Below are 18,754 nucleotides of genomic sequence, written 5' to 3'. Positions count from 1 at the left end.
TTCGCAAACCATATATTTGCGGCCCTGTTTCGAGACTTCGGAATAGGAGTGTAAAATCTGACCCAAAAAACAAATTATGCAAAACAAAGGATTAGTATCGGTATTTGCCATCCTCTTTGGATTGGTAAGTATTTATCAGCTTTCTTTTACGTTTATTACAAGTAAAGTAGAAGATAGTGCAAAAGAATTTGCAAACAGCAAATTCACTGAGGATCAACCACACGAAAGAAACGTTGCAGAGGCACGTTACCTAGATTCTGTGGCAAACAACCCAGTATTTTTAGGAGTTGATTATAAAACTGCTAAAGAAAAAGAATTGAATAAAGGTCTTGACCTTAAAGGGGGTATTAACGTAATGCTTGAAGTGTCTGTAAAAGATATCTTACAAGGACTTGCAAATAATACTAAAGACGCTGCTTTCAATCAAGCATTAGAAAATGCAAAAGAGCTTCAGAAAACAAGCCAGGACACTTACTTAGAGTCTTTCTTTAAAGCGTTTGAAGCACTTCCAGGTGAAAATAATCTTGCATCGCCAGATATTTTCTTCAACAAAAACCTAGAGGATGTAATTGAGGTTGGAATGACTAACGCTCAAGTAAAGCCTATTATCGAAAAGAAAATTGATGAGTCAATTACTTCAGCTTTTGAGGTTTTAAGAAAGCGTATCGATAAATTTGGTGTTACTCAACCAAACATTCAGCGTATTGGTAAGTCTGCAAGAATTCTTGTTGAACTTCCAGGTGCTAAGGATGTAGATCGTGTAAAAAAATTACTTCAAAGTACAGCTCAACTTGAGTTTTGGGATGTATACAAATTTGAAGAAGTAGCAGGGTTCCTACAAGCTGCAGATTTAAAAGCAGGTGAAATAGAATTGGCTAAATCTAAAACTGTAAATACAGTTGAAACTACACAAGAAGAAACAGATTCTACTGCTACAGAAGAAGATGATGTAAGTAAATTACTAGGTGGGCAAGACGTTAAAGATTCTCTTGTAGATGACGGTAAGTCGAACCCAATTCTTTCAAAAATGGTTTCTTTAGGAAGTCAAGGTAGTCCAATAATAGCGACTTTTAGATTAAAGGATACTTCTGTTGTAAACGGATATTTACGCAACCCTCAAATTAAATCATTACTGCCAAATGAATTGCGTTTTGCAAAATTCGTATGGGGATTACCAGAGGCTAATCCACAATTAGACGGTGAAGAAACTTCTTCATTATATGTATTAAAAGGAAACAGAAACAATACACCACCTCTTGGCGGAAGTGTAGTTGTTGATGCAAGACAAGAGTTTGACCAAATGAGCCGCGTAGTTGTATCTATGCAAATGAATGGTCAAGGTGCTAAAGTATGGGAGCAAATGACCGGTAATGCATACCAAAACCAAAGTCAGATTGCGATTGTTCTTGATGATATCGTATATTCTGCTCCAGGTGTTACTTCAGGACCAATTGCTGGTGGTCGTAGCCAGATTTCTGGAAACTTTACTGTGCCTCAAGGTCAGGATTTAGCAAACGTACTACGTGCGGGTAAACTTCCTGCTTCTGCAGAAATTGTACAAGGTGAAGTTGTTGGACCAACATTAGGACAAGAGGCAATTAACAGTGGTGTATTATCGTTCTTATTAGCTTTAGGGATAGTGCTTGTTTGGATGATTTTCTACTATGGTAAAGCTGGAATCTTTGCTGATATCGCTTTATTAGTAAACATCCTATTTATATTCGGAATATTAGCAGGTCTTGGTGCCGTACTTACGCTTCCTGGTATTGCGGGTATCGTATTAACAATAGGTATGTCTGTGGATGCTAACGTACTTATATTTGAGCGTATTAAAGAAGAGCTAGCAAAAGGTAAGGCACAAAAAGATGCTATTAGAGATGGTTTCAACAACGCGCTTTCTTCAATTCTAGATGCTAACATTACTACTGGTCTTACCGGTTTAATTCTATTAGTATTTGGTACAGGTCCTATTCAAGGGTTTGCTACTACCTTATTAATTGGTATTGCAACAGCATTGTTTACTTCAATATTTATCACAAGATTATTTATTGATAATTATACAAAGAATGGAAAGGATTTACCTTGTTCAACTTCAATTACAAAGAATCTATTTACGAATGTAAATATCGCTTTCTTGAAGAAGCGTAAAATGGCTTATATCTTTTCAGCCATAATGCTTACGATTAGTGCAATCTCACTTTTTACTAATGGACTTAACCAAGGTGTTGATTTTGTTGGAGGACGTACTTATACTGTTCGTTTTGCTAAGGATGTAAATTCTGCTGAAATTCAAGACAACCTTATTGCAACTTTTGGAAGTGCAGAGGCAAAAACCTACGGAGGAGATAACCAGTTAAAGATTACTACTAAATATAAAGTAGAAGAAACTGGTACAGAAGTAGATGATGAAATAGAGCGTATGCTTTTTGAAACTGTGAAAAAAGATATGCCTGCAGATATGACTTTCGAAAAATTCGTGGGTGATCAAGAAGGAAAATCGATTGGAAGAATGGAATACTATAAAGTAAGTCCAACCATTGCAGACGACATTAAGAGAGACTCTTTCTGGGCTGTATTTGGTTCGTTAATCGTTGTTTTCCTTTATATTTTATTACGCTTTAGAAAATGGCAATTTGGACTTGGTGCGGTAGCTGCAATTTTCCACGATGTGGTAATTGTACTAGGTGTTTTCTCACTTACCTATAAGTTTATGCCATTCAGTATGGAGATTGACCAAGCGTTTATCGCGGCAATCCTTACGGTTGTAGGTTACTCTCTAAACGATACCGTAATTGTGTTTGACCGTATTCGTGAGTTCTTCGGTGAGCATCCAAACTGGAAAATGAATAGAGTAATTGATGTGGCTTTAAATAGTACTTTAGGAAGAACCTTAAATACTTCATTTACTACTCTTATCGTATTGTTGTGTATGTTCTTCTTTGGAGCTGAGTCTATTAGAGGTCTACTGTTTGCAATTATTGTAGGTATCTTTGTAGGTACATACTCTTCATTGTTTATAGCAACTCCAATTATGTATGATACTGTAAAACGTAAAAACATTGAGGATTTACTAGATAGAAAAGAGGAAGAAGAAGCTCCTGCTGTAGAAGCTTAATTCAAATCTCAATAATAAGAAAATAGCCCTTTTCGGATAGAAAAGGGCTATTTTTATTTTAGCAGTTTCGCAAATATTATTTGAAAACGTTATTAATTATAGAGTAGTGATAAGTTTAAAAATAACGTAAGGTAGAAGCTTTAAGTTAATTTCTAGTGTATCGAATTTTATCACCCTTCTCTAATTTCCATTTATCAGAAAGACCTGCATTAACTTCTAATACGTATTGCGCCGGTGATTCTGATGGTAGAGAAGTTTCGTTAAAAGGTTGGGCATTTTTTTGGATGCTAACAATCTCCATATCTGAATTAAAGTATATTATATCAAGAGCAAATTCGGTGTTCTTCATATAAAATGATCGCATTTGCATATTGTCGAATATAAATAACATTCCGTGGTTTTCGTCCATAGAACGGCGATACATTAAACCTGTTTGAGTTTTATAGTCGTCATCAGCTATTTCGATATCTAGTTTTGCGATTACTGAATCGTTTTCTGCTTTTAATAACTCGAGTTCACCTTCTTTTTTAAAAGTAACTTCTTTGGTTAGAATTTTAGTTTCAGTTTTTGGAGCGTCTTTGCAATTGTATAAGGTCAACATAGAACCGACAATTGCAGCAGAGATAAATATTTTTTTCATTTTATTATTATACTTAACTTACACAGATTTTTCTAATCATATGTTTTAACACAACCATCCAAGACTTAAGTTAGGAGGATTTTTATTTGGTTTAATAATTGAGTTTCTGTTATTGTTAGTTATTCTGTAATTGGTTTTTTTGAAGCCTTCCACATAATGAATATACCTGCAAGAATAAATGGAACGCTAAGCCATTGACCAGTTGAAAGAAGTCCTAAAACAGATTCAAAACCACCTTGGCTAGCCTTTACATACTCGGCTAAAAATCGTACCATAAATAGAAGGATTAAAAATACCCCAAAGATGTAACCGGTTTGTTTTCTGCGTTCAGTTTTCCAGTACAAATACCAACATACTAAAAACACAATAACATAGCCTGCAGCTTCATATAGTTGTGCTGGATGACGAAATGGTACCGATTGAAGTATTTCTGCGAATTGAGGGTTATTTGCGATTGCATCATAAGCCTTGCTTACAGGTTGTATTCCAGTTACGCTTACGGCTTCTTGTGGGCTAATGCTTTCATGTAAAAATCGAACACCTAAAGGGAAATCGCCTGAAGGTTTACCAATTATTTCTGAATTGATAAAATTCCCAATTCTTACAAAAACACCTCCTGCTGCAACAGCAATTACTATTCGATCCATTACCCATAAAAAAGGCTTTTTCACAACATTTTTAGTGTAGTAATACATAGCAATTAGAATTGCGATTGCAGCCCCGTGACTTGCTAAACCTTGAAATCCTGTGAATTCAAATTCCGGCACAGTACTAATAGGTAGAAATACTGAAAGCGGATCTTGAACAAATAGTTCTGGTTGGTAAAAAAAAACGTGACCTAATCGTGCACCTATTAGTGTAGCTGCAACCATATAGATAAAAAGGCTATCTAGTTTTTCCTGAGCTATACCTTCACGTTCGTATATTTTTTTAGTTAGAATCCAACCAAGCGTAAAAGCTACAACAAACATCAAGCTGTAATAACGTATCATGAAAAAACCAAGGTCAATTCCTTCAGAAGGATTCCAGGTAAAACTTAAGTAATGCATATGGATAATTTTATTGCGTCGCGTAAAGATAACAAAAGCGAAAAAGTAACGCCGAACTAATTTATTTCTTTTTTGGTGGTACGGGATCGTAGCCTGAACCTCCCCAAGGATTACAACTGCCTATTCGTTTTATTGCAAGCCAACTGCCTTTTAACAAACCATGAGTTTGCAATGCTTCAACCGCATAATGTGAACAAGTAGGAGTGTATCTGCAACTTGAAGGTAACAAAGGTGAAATAAAGCCTTGATACCCTTTTATGAGTAAAACAAATGGGTATATAAGGACTTTTTTCATAAAACTTTTTTTGAAGGTTTAGCTCTTAATTCAGTGAAAATGTTGTTCCTTCCTTCCCGTCATTAAGTTGAATTCCCTTTGCAGCAAGCTCATCACGAATTTTATCACTCAGTGCGAAATCTTTATTGGCACGTGCTTCATTTCGTAATTGAATAAGAAGTTCTACGGCTGCAGAAAGTTTTTCACTGTCTTGAGAGTTATCTGAAGTATTATCTTCTAAACCTAAAACTTCAAAAAGAAAGTCGTGCATTGTCTTTTTAAAAAGTTCTAAATCTGCTTTAGAAATAGTCTCTTTTCCTTCCTTTAGAGCGTTTACAAACTTAATGCTTTCAAAGAGGTGGGCAATTAAAATAGGACTGTTAAAGTCGTCATTCATAGCATCATAGCAAGACTTTCTCCAAGCTTCAATATCAATCGTACTTTTATCATTGGAAGATTCTAATTTTAAAAGAATCCTGTGTGCTTCCATTAATCTGTTAAATCCTTTTTCAGAAGCTTCAAGTGCATCACTACTAAAGTCTAATATGCTGCGATAGTGCGCTTGATACATAAAAAACTTTGTAACAGTAGGAGAGAATGGCTTGCTCAATATGTCGTTATCGCCAGTAAACATTTGGTCTGGTAAAATAAAGTTTCCGGTAGATTTGGACATTTTTTTCCCGTTAAGGGTTAGCATGTTGGCATGCATCCAATAATTCACAGGAGATGTGTTGTTGCAAGCTTCAGCTTGTGCAATCTCACATTCGTGGTGAGGGAATTTCAAATCCATCCCACCTCCGTGGATATCAAAATTGTTGCCTAGGTATTTTGTGCTCATTGCGGTACACTCTAGGTGCCAGCCAGGAAATCCATCACTCCAAGGAGATGGCCAACGCATTATGTGTTGCGGCTCAGCTTTTTTCCAAAGAGCAAAATCCTGTGGGTTTTTCTTATCGCTTTGAGCGGCAAGTTCGCGGGTATTGGCTATCATGTCTTCTAGCTTCCTACCGCTTAGTTTTCCGTAATCGTTCGTTTCGTTAAATTTTAATACATCGAAATAAACAGAGCCGTTTCTTTCGTAAGCAAATCCTTCTTTAATAATTTTTTCAACAATATGAATTTGCTCATAAATATGTCCTGTAGCAGTCGGTTCGATACTTGGTGGCAAAGCGTTAAATTTCGCCATTGTAGTATGGAAATCAACCGTGTATTTTTGAACCACTTCCATAGGTTCTAATTGCTCAAGACGTGCTTTCTTTAAAATTGGATCATCGCCGCTTTCACCGTCATTTTCTAAATGTCCTGCATCTGTGATGTTACGCACATAGCGTACTTTATAGCCTAGGTGCTTTAAATATCTAAAAACTAAATCGAAAGAAAGGAAGGTGCGACAATTCCCCAAGTGCACATTGCTGTAAACTGTTGGTCCACAAACGTACATGCCTACTGCACCCTCGTGTATGGGAGTGAATTTTTCCTTCTTTTTCGAAATTGAATTGTATATGTGTAAGTCATTCATAATTATAGGGTAGATGACGGATGACAGGTGACCGATTTGGTTACCAAAAATTTAATCGATTTTATTTCTTAGTACAACCATCTTAATTACAAGATGATATATTTTCAATTTAAATTACTTTTTAGTTTTAACCTCTTCAGTTAGGTCTGCAAAAATGTGTAAATTTTAAATTGCTTAGTCTGAGTTCTGCTGATTTGCTTAAATCCTTGAAAATTCTACCTCTTAAAAAACTGATTGGCGTAATATTAGTTAATAGTACATCAGTCAAGAGGTGTCTTGTCAATAATTAGAATTCAGTGTCAAATTTAATATAGTCTAAAAATTCTCTACGAGTCTCAGGGTTTTTAAATGCACCGCCAAACTCACTTGTTACGGTGCTGCTATCGATATCGCGAATACCTCTAGAGTTCACGCATAAATGTTTTGCATCTATAACACAAGCTACGTCTTCAGTTTTTAGAACATTTTGAAGTTCCTTAACTATTTGAATTGTAAGACGCTCTTGAACTTGTGGTCGTTTTGCGTAGTAATCTACAATTCTATTCATTTTTGATAAGCCTACAACTGTACCATTGCTAATATAAGCAATATGTGCTTTCCCTACAATTGGAAGTAAGTGGTGCTCACAAGTAGAATAAAGTGTGATATTTTTCTCTACCAGCATCTCCTGGTATTTATATTTATTGTCAAAAGTTGATGCTTTTGGCTTTCTATCTGGATGTAGTCCGCCAAAAATCTCTTGTACAAACATTTTTGCTACTCGATTTGGGGTGCCTTTTAGGCTGTCATCAGTTAGGTCTAGTCCTAAGGTTTGCATGATGTTGTGTACATCTTTCTTAATGCTCGCAATCTTTTCTATATCGCTAAGTTCGAAGGCATCTGGGCGTAAAGGCGTCTCTGTGGAGCTGCCAATATGATCGTTACCCATTTCTTCTATTTCTCTAAGTTCTTTTTCTATACCCATTTGTATTTTAAAAATAAGTTTTTATTGGGGTTGCAAAGATACACAATAGGTTATTGTATATGAAAAGCGTGTCTTTATATTTTTAATAAAACTCACAAGGTGGTTTCATAAAATTTTCTTAATTTCCCGCCCATTATACCCTAGTAAGATGATAAAGAAAAATTCCCCGTATTTATTAGTATTAATAATCTCCTTTTTATTTTCAGGATTGTCTGCTTTTGCACAAGGCAGTACTTGTGCAACAATCGAGCCATTTTGTGCTGGTGACCAAGCGTTAATTTTCCCAAATTGTAATGATCAAGATCCAAATTGTAATCCTACCGCAGAGGCAGGTCCAGATTACGGATGTTTGTTTACCCAGCCATATCCAGCGTGGTTCTATTTGCAGGTAGATCAGGCAGGAAGATTAGATTTTGAAATCGTCCAGAACACAGCTTTTGATGCAAATGGTGACCCCATAGGCCAGGGATTAGATGTTGATTTTATTGCGTGGGGACCTTTTCAGCAGGGGGATGATCTTTGTGATTATACACAACTTCAAGCTTTTAATGAAATAGCTTGTAGTTATTCAGCTCAACCTATCGAGAATTTTACTATTGCAAATGCCCAACCTGGTGAAATATATGTACTTGTAATAACCAATTATAATAGAAATCCAGGTTTTATAAAATTAGAACAAACCAATGCGGGAAATCCAAATAGTGGTTCAACAGACTGTTCTATTGTAACTACGCAAACAGGATGTGTGGGTGACGAATTTGTTATTGATGCTGAGATACAAGGAGCTAATAACTATTTATGGGAATATGATGATGGAACTGGTTTTGTGACCATATTTAATGGGGATTTTCCAACTATCACAGTTACTGATGGGGGTGATTATAGAGTTACAATAAGTTTTCCTCTTGGAACCGATCAAATTAAAGAATTTGAAATTATTACTAATCCGCAACCAATTATTGCCAACCCTCCTTTGGATCTTTCAATTTGTGATAATGGTTCCACACCTGGTATTTTCGATTTAACTCAGAATAACAACGTTGTTTTGGGAGCTCAAAACCCTAACTTTTTAATTACATATCATTTAAATTTATTACAGGCAGAATCTGGTCTTAATCCAATTAATCCAGCTAATGCTTACCCTATTGTGGGGACAAATCAAACAATATGGGTTCGCATTGAAAATGAAGAAGGAAATTGTTATGCAATTGATACATTTGAATTGACTTACGAAGGTGCCACAGCTACTGCACCAACTTCACCACACTACTTATGTGACCAAGATGAGGATGGCCAAGAAGTGATTAATCTAGAAGCTGTATTCTCAGCAACAATTCTAGATGGTCAGAACCCTTTAAATTATACAGTTACTTATCACAGAACGCAAGGGGAGGCTAATGCTGGAACAAATTCTTTACCGCAGCCTTATACAGTGGCAGCAAGTCCTACAACAATATATGCTCGAGTTCAAAATAACAACGACAATACTTGTTTTGAAACTACTCAATTCGATATTATTTTGGATGGTCCTCCAACTGTGAATTCTACTCCTGATGCCTTGATAGCTTGTGACCCAGGTAATGATGGGTTTACTTTGTTTACACTTCATGATGCAGATGACGATATTACAGGTGGTGACCCAGCACTTACAGTTACTTATCACTACACTTATTTGGATGCGCAAACCAATGAGGGCGAGTTGATGGACCCTTATGAAAACCGTAACCCTTATAACGACCGTGTATATGCACGAGTAATAAGTGGAAATACAAGTTGCTATAACATTGTTGAGTTGCCATTAGAGGTTCGTGACAGTCCAATTCTAACCGTGCCAACACCTTATCGTATTTGTGATGATGACCAAGATGGATATGCAGTTTTTGATTTAACCTCAAAAGCTTCAGAAATTTTAGGATCATTAGATCCAACTCAATACGATTTATATTATTATGTGAATGAACAGCAGGCAATTGATGCAGGGGAGGTAGCGCTTACTGCTCCTAACTACTCACAAGCAATTGCTACACCAGGAGCTTTCACAAATCAAACAATCAACACTCAGACAATTTATGTTCTTGGCGTAGGAAATGCTACTAACACAACACCTAATAATGGAAGTTTTGGATGTTATGATATTGTAGAGCTTCAATTATTTGTGGATCCAGAGCCTATTGCTATAGAGCCTCAAGATTATCATTTATGTGATGATACGGTAAATGGAAGTACACCAACCGATCAGCTTAGTACATTCGATTTAACGTCAAGAAATTTTGAAATTACTGGGGGGAATACTAACGTAACTGTTACCTGGTACGAAACTGCAGCTGATGAATTGGCAGACAATCCAATTGCAAATCCACAAGCATATCAAAACAGAGCAATTCCACCAGCCCCTAGTAATCCGCAAACTCTAATTGCTCGTGTTTCTAACGGTTTTGGTTGTAAAAAACTAGTTACGCTAACTCTTGTAGTAGATCAATTACCTACACCTGTTGCGCCAACACCTTTAGAAGTATGTGATGATAATAACGATGGTTTTGCAGAATTTGACCTTACCTTAAAAGACGACGAAATAATAGGAGGTGAACCAGGTGTAATAGTTAAGTATTACCCATTGGAAGCACTTGCCCAAGCAGGTGGAGCTGGTGAAATTACTGGTCCATATTTAAATAATGTCCCTTATACTGATACCGTTTGGGCTAGAGTAGAAAATATTTCGTCAGGTTGTTTCGCTGTTGTTGAACTTACACTTATTGTAAACCCATTGCCAAATCAACCTACTTCGGAATTTGGAGATCTTTTTGCGTGTGATGAGGATGGAAGTGGTGAAGCAGTATTTGATCTTACTATAAACACTCCTTTTGTTTATGGAACTCAATCAACGACCGACTTTACTATTTCATATCACACCCTTTTACAAGAAGCCATAGACGGCCAAAACCCTATTTTAACTCCAAATGCTTTTACGAGTTCTGGCCAAACAATATGGGTTCGCTTAGAAAACAATATCACTCTTTGTGCAAGAATCAGTGAGTTTGATGTGATTCTAGGTGAATTCCCAATAATTCAAGATCCTGATGCAATGGAGCTTTGTGATGATTTGGAAAGTGGAAGTGATACGGATAGAATTTCAACTTTCAATCTTACAACTAATAACGCATTTATCACAAATGGCGATGCTACATTAACTGTTAAGTATTTTGAAACTTTAGTTGATTTACAAAATGACAATCCAATTCCAAACCCAACAACTTATACTAACCCAGTTGATGGTGGTGGATTTGGAATCACACCTTATACAATTTACGTGGCTGTAGAAGGTCAAACTGGATGTGTGGCAACTACAGAGTTGCTTCTAAAGGTGCTTCCTGTTCCTACAGTTGTAGAGCCTACTCCATTAGAAGTATGTGACGTAGACCACGATGGTTTTGCCGAATTTGATTTGACCCTAAAAAGCGATGAAATTGCAGGAGGGGATCCTTCTATAGTGGTGACTTATCACGAAACATTAATCGATGCAAATAATGGAACTTTCCCATTGGCGTCTCCATTTCAAAATATTGTTGCTTTTAACCAAACGATTTACGCAAGAGCTTCTTTTGATTTACCACCAAATACAAGTGGATGTTTTAAAGTAGTGCCATTAGATTTAATTGTAAAACCAAGTCCGATAGTACCATTAGATTTACCAGACTTGATAGCTTGTGATCCTGATGGTAATGGTTTTGCGGAATTTGATTTAACGGTGCAAGAACCTTTAATTTATGGCTCACAAGATCCTACGCAACTTGAATTGTCGTACCACACGACTCTTGAAGATGCTCAATCAGGACTGAATCCAATTGGTGTGCCCGAAACTTATACAAACGTTACAAACCCACAAGATATTTTTGTTCGTTTGGCTTATATCGATGGATCTGATTGCTATACTGTAGGAAAGTTTACGCTAATTGTATCTAGAGCTGTATCTATAGTTGATCCTACTCCTTTTGAGCTTTGTGAGGATTTAGGTCCTATAAACGATGGGTTTACAACATTTGATTTAACGCTTAAGAATTCCGAAATAACAAATGGTGCTCCAGGAATGGGAGTTAGTTACTTTTTAAATGAAAACGATGCTCAAAATAATATCAATAAAATTGATCCGGATACTGCATTCGTTAACACTGTAAACCCACAAACTCTTTATGTAAGAGTAGAAGATGGTTCAACAGGCTGTGTTGCGTTCACAACATTATTGTTACGAGTGTTACCTAATCCAGACTTAGTAGAGCCACAACCTATAAGATTGTGTGATGAGAATATTGTGGTAGGTCCTGGACCTGATGATGAAGTTGAAATATTTGATTTAACTATAAGAGAAGAGGTAATTCTTAACGGTGGTGCATGGGATGTAACGTATTACGAAAGTTACGACAATGCATTCAACGGAATAGATCAAATTCCAAACCCAGAAAGCTATCAAAATATTAGCAATCCACAGACTATATATGTTAAAGGAAGCAATCCAGATAGTTCTTGTTTTGAAATTGTAAAACTTGAATTGATTGTGGATCCTGTACCAGATGATAGTGCTATAGTATCACCTTATATTATATGTGAAATTAATACAGATGGTGTAGCAGAATTCGATCTAACCACTAAAATTCCAGAAATATTAGGAGAGCAATCAGCTTTTAATTTAATGGTAAGTTTTTATTTGGATGCTACTGATGCTGCCAACGGAATTAATCAAATTATAAATACGACAGCACATCAAAACAGAGATTTAGCTGGTAACCCAGAGTCTCCACAAACTATTTACACGCGAATTGAAAATTCACTAACGGGTTGTTTTATAGGTGGAAATCAAAGTTTTGAATTAATTGTTCAAGAAGGCGCTATTGCAAACACACCTAATCCACTTATAGTGTGTGACAACTTTGAGGCAAATGATGGCATCGCCGAATTTGATTTAGAAGACCTAACGAATCCTGATGTTGTAACGCTTCGTAATCAAATATTAGTTGGACAAGATCCAAACATTTATTTGATTAGTTATTTTGAAACTTATGAAAATGCTTTAAATAATATAAACGCAATTTCATTCCCTTACTATAACGTAATCAATCCTCAGGTGATTTATGCTAGAGTGACCAATAGCGAAAACCAATACGACCCAAAATGTTTTGAAGTAGTTGAGGTTATTTTAAAAGTACAAGAATTACCTAAAGTAAATTTAGAAGACGAATACAGGTTATGTGTAGATGAGAATGGCAATCCTATTGAAAACGAAGATGGCCAGACTTCTCCTCCATTAATCGACACGGGGCTAAATCCTAATAATTATACCTTCCAATGGATGTTGAATGGTGTTATGATTCCAGGTGAAACTGGAGCTTCTATAATAGCATTAGAAGCAGGTGAGTATAGTGTGATTATAACCGAAATAGCTTCGGGATGTGAAATTACGGCTGTAACAACTGTTGTCCTTTCATCTCCACCTTTAGTTTATAGTGCTGAAGTTATAACGTCCGCTTTTGCTAACCCACATGCCATTGAAGTTTCTGCTCAAGGATTAGGAGAATATGTTTATCAACTAGATAATGGGCCTTTCCAAACAAATAATGTTTTCGAGGGAGTATCACCAGGTATACATACTGTTACTATAAGAGATGTAAACGGATGTGGAAGCGTAACTATTGAAGTTGGAGTAGTTGATTATCCATTATATTTTACTCCAAACGAAGATGGCTACCACGATACTTGGAATATTATTGGAATTGGAACTGCAGATCCTACTGCTAAGATTTTCATCTTTGACCGTTACGGAAAACTTCTAAAACAGTTAAGTCCAATTGGAGAAGGTTGGGATGGAACGTTTAACGGAAAACCAATGCCTTCAAGTGATTATTGGTTTAGAGTTGAGTATAAAGAAGATGATATGCCGAAAGTGTTTACAGGACATTTCACCTTAAAACGATAAGTATAATAGAGTAATAAACAAAAAGCCTCCACATTACGTAATGTGGAGGCTTTTTGCTTTCAAAGAACTATATGTGTTTAGTCTATAAAATGGTTTTGTAATTATAAATTAAAACTCAATGACAATATAAAGTTGTTGTAAACTGAGTTTATTAAAGCGGTATCAGTTAATCCAATAGAATACAATTGTTGGTTTCTTTCTTGTTCTGATCGAGAATATGCAATGTCTGCATTAAATCGTCCAAAATTATACCCTGCACCTAAAGAAAACCCTGTTAAGTCTCCCATAACCTCACTATTTTTATAAGGAGTTTCTTCATAGTGAAACCCTCCTCGTAAGCTTAATTGATTAATACGGTATTCTGCACCTGCATTAAATTTAGAAGCTGCTTTTAAAGTATTTTTAATATTGTTATTCATCATATCAAAATATGGGTCATAATAATTGTTTAAACGGCTAAATTTAATAGAAGAGTAATCTTTGTAAGAATAATCAAAGCTTATTAATCCGCTTTGACCAAAAATATAAGCGGCACTTGCAGTAACCTTTGCAGGAGTTTTAAGGTTGTAATCTTCATAAACATTAATTACTCTCGGATCTATATATTCATTAAGCGTTTTTCCTTCAAAAACACGACTGCTTTTAAGGGATTGAGTTGTTTCTTCAGCTATCTGATACCAAGTAGGAGTGTCGAAGCTTAATCCTAATCTAAGATTGTTCGCTACTTTAGCAATACCACCTATTTGAGCAGAGATACCAGAGCCTGTAACCGAAAGGTTGTTCTCAAATCCTACGCTTCTTACAATAGAGCCCGGATTATTATTCTTTTCTAATAGAAATGTACTTTGGTCGTATTCAATAGTGTGGGTGTTTATATTTGCTCCAAAGTATAAGTTATTTGTAACCTGAGTGGCAAAATTAATAGTAAACTTACTATTGTATCCCTGTGAAAGATATGAGTATTCCTGGTTAAATACTCCTCCGGCTATATTTGAAATGTATTCAGTATTTAAGGGATTACCAGGATCTAAAGGGTCAAATAGAAAACCTTGATAGCCTAAAAAAGCATTTTGTGCTGCACTACCTTCAGTTTCACCTAAGTATTGATATAGATCTGTAATTGTTTCTCCAGATCTTAAGTCTAATAGGTTTAAAGGCATTCCTTGCGCTTGTTCTAAAAAGAAATTACCGATAGTGTTATTTCCAGTTCCTGCAATAAAGAGCTGGTTTTCAAAGTTGTTTGACTGATTGTAATTTAATCCAATAGTAAACTTTTTAAAGGAGGATTCTTCATTTGCATTGTTTATCACGAAAATAGCACCTAATTGATTTAGAGAAAAATCAGTTTTAGAAGCCTCTTCTTCATTGTTAAAATAATTGCTGCTATTATTTATGTTGTTGAAAGCCGAAGAAAGTGAAAGGGTAGAAGTTAAAAAAACTGCTCCTGAAGCAGGGTTTGAACTGATGGCAGAAAAATCGCCACCCAAGGCACCCATTGAACCACTTAAAGCTGTATATCGAGCTGTTCCAAGGTTTTGGTTGCTGCTATAGCGCAAACCGTCTGATATGTCTTGAGCTTGAGAAGTTGCAAAACAGATGCCTAATGTTATTAATAATGCAATTCTTTTCATTTTGATGATATTGATTAAAATTTTATTAAAAGATAATGCCCAAAATAAGCATTTCGAATAAAGATGAAATGTTTAATGGGCATTGTTAGAATTTTGAAATTGATATTCCGTTATTAAGGATATTCTACGCTAGTGATAAATACTATAATCGATGAGTTTTATATAAACCATAGCGTTTAATGTTATCCTCTTCCGCCGCTACTTCTTGAGCCTCCACTAGAACGAGTGCTGCCACCAGAACTTCTCATAGAACCAGAGCTACTACTTCTTGAAGGAGAAGAGAATGTACTATTTCTTGTAGTGTTGCTATTACTTCTTGTAGGCTGTGAGTAACTACTATTTCTATTGGTACGTGTGTTTCGAATTGTAGGAGTAGCGCTAGGTCTTGTATTTCTGTTGTTTCTAATAACAGGTGTTGACCTAGTGTTGTTTGAACGTGTGTTTCCACTTCTAATAGTGCTGTTGTTTGATGAGCGCGTATTAGAATTCGCGCGAACACTATTTCTATTTATTCTGCGAGTAGTTTCTGATCTGCTATAAGACGAGTTTCTGGTTGAAACATTGTTAGATCGTCCACGAGCTTGTGATCTACTGTAGTCAGTATTTCTTCGTCCGCGATTATATGACACACCATTGTAATAGTGGTTATTGTAATAATAATTGTTGTAATAGTGCGGGTGGTAGTAGCCATATCCATAATACGGGTAACCATATCCGTAACCATAATAAGGATAACCCCAACCATAATTTATTCCCCAAAAAGGTGTGTAATAAGAGTGTCCCCAATATCCACCATACCAATAAGGCCTATGATAAAAGCCATATCCATGTCCGCCATAGTTGTAAATATTTACAGTAATATCTTCTGTGTTGCTTCCCCAAGCGCCATAACCTTCATCTTCGTAATTATCTTCAATAACTATATATCCTTCATCGTCTAAACGCTCTGTAGTAGCGTAGGCTTCGATATCAGTAAAAATAGCGCCCTCTTCAGGCATCTCTGAAATGGATTCAGCTTTGCTTTTGAAGTATTGTTGGTAGTAATTAGCTTTTTCGCTCGATGGGTTGTCGTCGTAGCTTTCAGTGCGAGATTGATTTCCCGATGCATAAATACCATCCGAGTCGTAATAGCCGTTATTGTGAGTTCCACAGGACGATAGTAAAAGGACTAAAGCTCCTGCAAATGCTATCGGGGTGAAACGTTTTATATTGAATTTTTGAGTGAACATATCTTGGGTAATTTAATTGTTGGACATTATAAAAATAAGTAGTTTTGCGGACAATAACTAATCATTTAACATAGGTGCAACTTTTGTGCCAAAACCCGGCCTATGGCAAAGAAATTAACTACACGCGAAGAAGATTACTCGAAATGGTATAACGAACTGGTAATCAAAGCAGACCTAGCTGAAAACTCAGCTGTGAGAGGTTGTATGGTGATTAAACCATACGGATATGCAATTTGGGAGCGTATGCAAGCTGAATTGGATAGAATGTTTAAAGAAACAGGACATCAAAATGCTTACTTCCCTTTATTTATACCAAAATCTTATTTCAGTAAAGAGGCAAGTCACGTTGACGGATTTGCTAAGGAATGTGCAGTTGTTACTCATTATAGATTAAAGAATGCTGAGGATGGAAGCGGAATTGTTGTAGATCCAGATGCTAAACTAGAAGAGGAATTAATCGTACGTCCAACATCGGAAACTATTATTTGGGATACCTATAGAAAGTGGATTCAATCTTATAGAGATTTACCATTATTGATAAACCAATGGGCAAATGTGGTGCGATGGGAAATGCGTACACGTTTGTTTTTACGTACTGCCGAGTTTTTATGGCAAGAAGGGCATACTGCTCACGCCACTAAAGAAGAAGCTATAGCAGAAGCAGAACAAATGATGAATGTATATTCGGATTTTGCTGAAAACTATATGGCTATACCAGTAGTAAAAGGAACTAAAACTGAAAGTGAACGCTTTGCTGGTGCTTTAGAAACATATTGTATTGAAGCTTTAATGCAAGATGGGAAGGCGCTTCAAGCGGGAACATCTCACTTTTTAGGTCAGAATTTTGCTAAGGCTTTTGATGTGAAATTTGCCGCAAAAGATGGTGCGTTAGATTACGTATGGGCTACATCTTGGGGTGTGTCTACACGTTTAATGGGGGCTTTAGTTATGACACATAGTGATGACAACGGATTGGTGTTGCCTCCAAATTTGGCTCCAGATCAAGTTGTAATCGTTCCTATTTATAGAAAAGATGAAGAATTTGAAGCAGTAAACGAAGTTGCTTTAGAATTAATGAAGAAACTTAGGTCGCAAGGTATTAGAGTAAAATACGATAACCGCGATACTCAAAAGCCAGGTTGGAAGTTTAATGAATACGAATTAAAAGGAGTTCCTGTGCGTATTGCAATTGGTCCTAGAGATGTTGAAAAGGGTACTGTAGAATTGGCAAGGAGAGATACGCTAACAAAAGAATTCATCTCTAATGAAGATGTAGTGGAAAAGGTGAAGTCTTTAATGGATGAAATTCAAAAAAATCTTTTTGATAAAGCTGTTGCATACAGAACAGAGAATACAACCGAGGTGTCATCATATGGAGAGTTTAAAGAGGTTTTAGAGACCAAAGGAGGTTTTATACTAGCCCACTGGGATGGAACTATAGAAACTGAAGAGAAAATTAAGAACGAAACAAAAGCTACAATTAGATGTATTCCTTTAGATGGTGAGAAGGTAGCGGGAACTTGTATGGTTACAGGTAAACCATCGACTGGAAAAGTGCTTTTTGCAAAAGCATATTAATTTTTTCAAAAAATTTTTCAAAACATTTTGGAGTATTGAAAAAAAGGTATATTTTTGCACCCGCATTTGAAAATATAATGCACGATTAAACCGGTTATTTTAGACAATTAGTTTTGTTTTCGAACAGGGGAGATTGATTAAAAAAGTTCTTTTTCATAATCCTGATTAAAATTTTAAAAATTTTTTAAAAAGGATTTGGAACATTAAAAAAAAGGTGTATTTTTGCACCCGCATTAAACAATGTAATGGTCCGTTCGTCTAGGGGTTAGGACGCCAGGTTTTCATCCTGGTAACAGGGGTTCGATTCCCCTACGGACTACAAAAATTTAGAATTAAATAAAAATACAATGGCAAATCACAAGTCAGCATTAAAGAGAATTAGAAGCAACGAGGCTAAACGCTTGCGTAACCGTTATCAGCATAAAACTGCTCGTAATGCCATGAAGAGATTTCAAGAGCTTTCTGATAAGTCGGAAGCTGAGAAAATGTTCCCTTCAATTGTTTCTATGATCGACAAATTGGCTAAGAAGAATATTATTCATTCGAATAAAGCTTCTAACTTGAAGTCGAATATGGCTAAGCATGTAGCTGCGCTTTAATTCTAGATTAATTAAAATTTTTAAAACCCTTTCAGGAAACTGAAAGGGTTTTTTTATAGAATAACTTTTCGGTTTTATTGAGGATCAAGAACAATTGTTGTGTTTATGCAAAAATCGTTGTTAATCTATACAGAAAGAATTCTACGTTTTTCACTCCTCTAAATTGTGCCCTAAATGCTTTTATCTTTGCA

General features: G+C 36.0%; 11 protein-coding genes and 1 tRNA gene. 5 read left to right on the top strand and 7 right to left on the bottom strand.

The features are described 5' to 3' along the window. Positions 1–76 precede the first annotated feature (76 nt). The gene (gene secDF, locus FHP04_RS06765; RefSeq protein ID WP_139855318.1) at positions 77–3,115 is read left to right on the top strand and encodes a protein translocase subunit SecDF; all 3,039 of its coding nucleotides are present in this window, start codon (positions 77–79) and stop codon (positions 3,113–3,115) included. A gap of 145 nt (positions 3,116–3,260) precedes the next feature. Here the strand turns inward: secDF and FHP04_RS06760 are convergent, their stop codons facing one another. The 5 genes from FHP04_RS06760 to folE all read right to left on the bottom strand — a co-directional run bounded on the left by FHP04_RS06760 (position 3,261) and on the right by folE (position 7,561). Next, a complete protein-coding gene (locus FHP04_RS06760) occupies positions 3,261–3,755 on the bottom strand; it encodes a DUF192 domain-containing protein (RefSeq protein ID WP_139855316.1) in 495 nt (164 codons plus the stop codon). Between the two features lie 119 nt (positions 3,756–3,874). Further along, positions 3,875–4,804 (bottom strand): prolipoprotein diacylglyceryl transferase, encoded by a 930-nt coding sequence (lgt, locus tag FHP04_RS06755; protein ID WP_139855314.1) that lies wholly within the window; start codon positions 4,802–4,804, stop codon positions 3,875–3,877. Between the two features lie 61 nt (positions 4,805–4,865). Beyond that, entirely contained in the window at positions 4,866–5,099 is a 234-nt protein-coding gene (gene yidD / locus FHP04_RS06750) for a membrane protein insertion efficiency factor YidD (RefSeq protein ID WP_139855312.1), read from the bottom strand. Between the two features lie 25 nt (positions 5,100–5,124). After that, complete coding sequence (gene cysS / locus FHP04_RS06745; protein WP_139855310.1) at positions 5,125–6,597, bottom strand: cysteine--tRNA ligase; 1,473 nt, start codon at positions 6,595–6,597, stop codon at positions 5,125–5,127. Between the two features lie 286 nt (positions 6,598–6,883). After that, positions 6,884–7,561 carry a GTP cyclohydrolase I FolE gene (folE, locus tag FHP04_RS06740; protein WP_139855308.1) on the bottom strand — a complete coding sequence of 226 codons (678 nt, stop codon included), beginning with the start codon at positions 7,559–7,561 and terminating at the stop codon, positions 6,884–6,886. 148 nt (positions 7,562–7,709) lie between these two features. On the opposite strand from folE, the gene FHP04_RS06735 reads away from it, so the two are divergent. Continuing rightward, the gene (locus FHP04_RS06735) at positions 7,710–13,526 is read left to right on the top strand and encodes a T9SS type B sorting domain-containing protein (protein WP_139855306.1); all 5,817 of its coding nucleotides are present in this window, start codon (positions 7,710–7,712) and stop codon (positions 13,524–13,526) included. A 101-nt stretch (positions 13,527–13,627) separates the two neighbouring features. On the opposite strand, the gene FHP04_RS06730 is transcribed toward FHP04_RS06735, so the two are convergent. Next, positions 13,628–15,157, bottom strand: a complete 1,530-nt coding sequence (locus tag FHP04_RS06730; RefSeq protein WP_139855304.1) for an OmpP1/FadL family transporter — start codon at positions 15,155–15,157, stop codon at positions 13,628–13,630. Between the two features lie 182 nt (positions 15,158–15,339). Next, positions 15,340–16,386 carry a hypothetical protein gene (locus tag FHP04_RS06725; protein WP_139855302.1) on the bottom strand — a complete coding sequence of 349 codons (1,047 nt, stop codon included), beginning with the start codon at positions 16,384–16,386 and terminating at the stop codon, positions 15,340–15,342. A 102-nt stretch (positions 16,387–16,488) separates the two neighbouring features. Between FHP04_RS06725 and proS the strand changes: the two genes are divergently transcribed. The 3 genes from proS to rpsT all read left to right on the top strand — a co-directional run bounded on the left by proS (position 16,489) and on the right by rpsT (position 18,563). After that, positions 16,489–17,964, top strand: coding sequence for a proline--tRNA ligase (gene proS / locus FHP04_RS06720; protein ID WP_139855300.1), 1,476 nt, complete (start codon positions 16,489–16,491; stop codon positions 17,962–17,964). Between the two features lie 247 nt (positions 17,965–18,211). Further along, positions 18,212–18,283, top strand: a tRNA-Glu gene (locus FHP04_RS06715). A gap of 28 nt (positions 18,284–18,311) precedes the next feature. Next, positions 18,312–18,563, top strand: a complete 252-nt coding sequence (gene rpsT, locus FHP04_RS06710; protein WP_139855298.1) for a 30S ribosomal protein S20 — start codon at positions 18,312–18,314, stop codon at positions 18,561–18,563. Positions 18,564–18,754: the final 191 nt, after the last annotated feature.

This window comes from Aequorivita sinensis (genome assembly GCF_006346335.1).
GTDB lineage: Bacteria > Bacteroidota > Bacteroidia > Flavobacteriales > Flavobacteriaceae > Aequorivita > Aequorivita sinensis.
This window is presented reverse-complemented; position numbering and strand designations above follow the sequence as displayed.

Bases quoted from the DNA above. Each gene is read 5' to 3' on its own strand.
- FHP04_RS06725 (WP_139855302.1), bottom strand. From the start codon at position 16,386: ATGTTCACTCAAAAATTCAATATAAAACGTTTCACCCCGATAGCATTT.
- FHP04_RS06760 (WP_139855316.1), bottom strand. From the start codon at position 3,755: ATGAAAAAAATATTTATCTCTGCTGCAATTGTCGGTTCTATGTTGACC.
- FHP04_RS06735 (WP_139855306.1), top strand. From the start codon at position 7,710: ATGATAAAGAAAAATTCCCCGTATTTATTAGTATTAATAATCTCCTTT.
- folE (WP_139855308.1), bottom strand. From the start codon at position 7,561: ATGGGTATAGAAAAAGAACTTAGAGAAATAGAAGAAATGGGTAACGAT.
- FHP04_RS06730 (WP_139855304.1), bottom strand. From the start codon at position 15,157: ATGAAAAGAATTGCATTATTAATAACATTAGGCATCTGTTTTGCAACT.
- proS (WP_139855300.1), top strand. From the start codon at position 16,489: ATGGCAAAGAAATTAACTACACGCGAAGAAGATTACTCGAAATGGTAT.
- cysS (WP_139855310.1), bottom strand. From the start codon at position 6,597: ATGAATGACTTACACATATACAATTCAATTTCGAAAAAGAAGGAAAAA.
- yidD (WP_139855312.1), bottom strand. From the start codon at position 5,099: ATGAAAAAAGTCCTTATATACCCATTTGTTTTACTCATAAAAGGGTAT.
- rpsT (WP_139855298.1), top strand. From the start codon at position 18,312: ATGGCAAATCACAAGTCAGCATTAAAGAGAATTAGAAGCAACGAGGCT.
- secDF (WP_139855318.1), top strand. From the start codon at position 77: ATGCAAAACAAAGGATTAGTATCGGTATTTGCCATCCTCTTTGGATTG.
- lgt (WP_139855314.1), bottom strand. From the start codon at position 4,804: ATGCATTACTTAAGTTTTACCTGGAATCCTTCTGAAGGAATTGACCTT.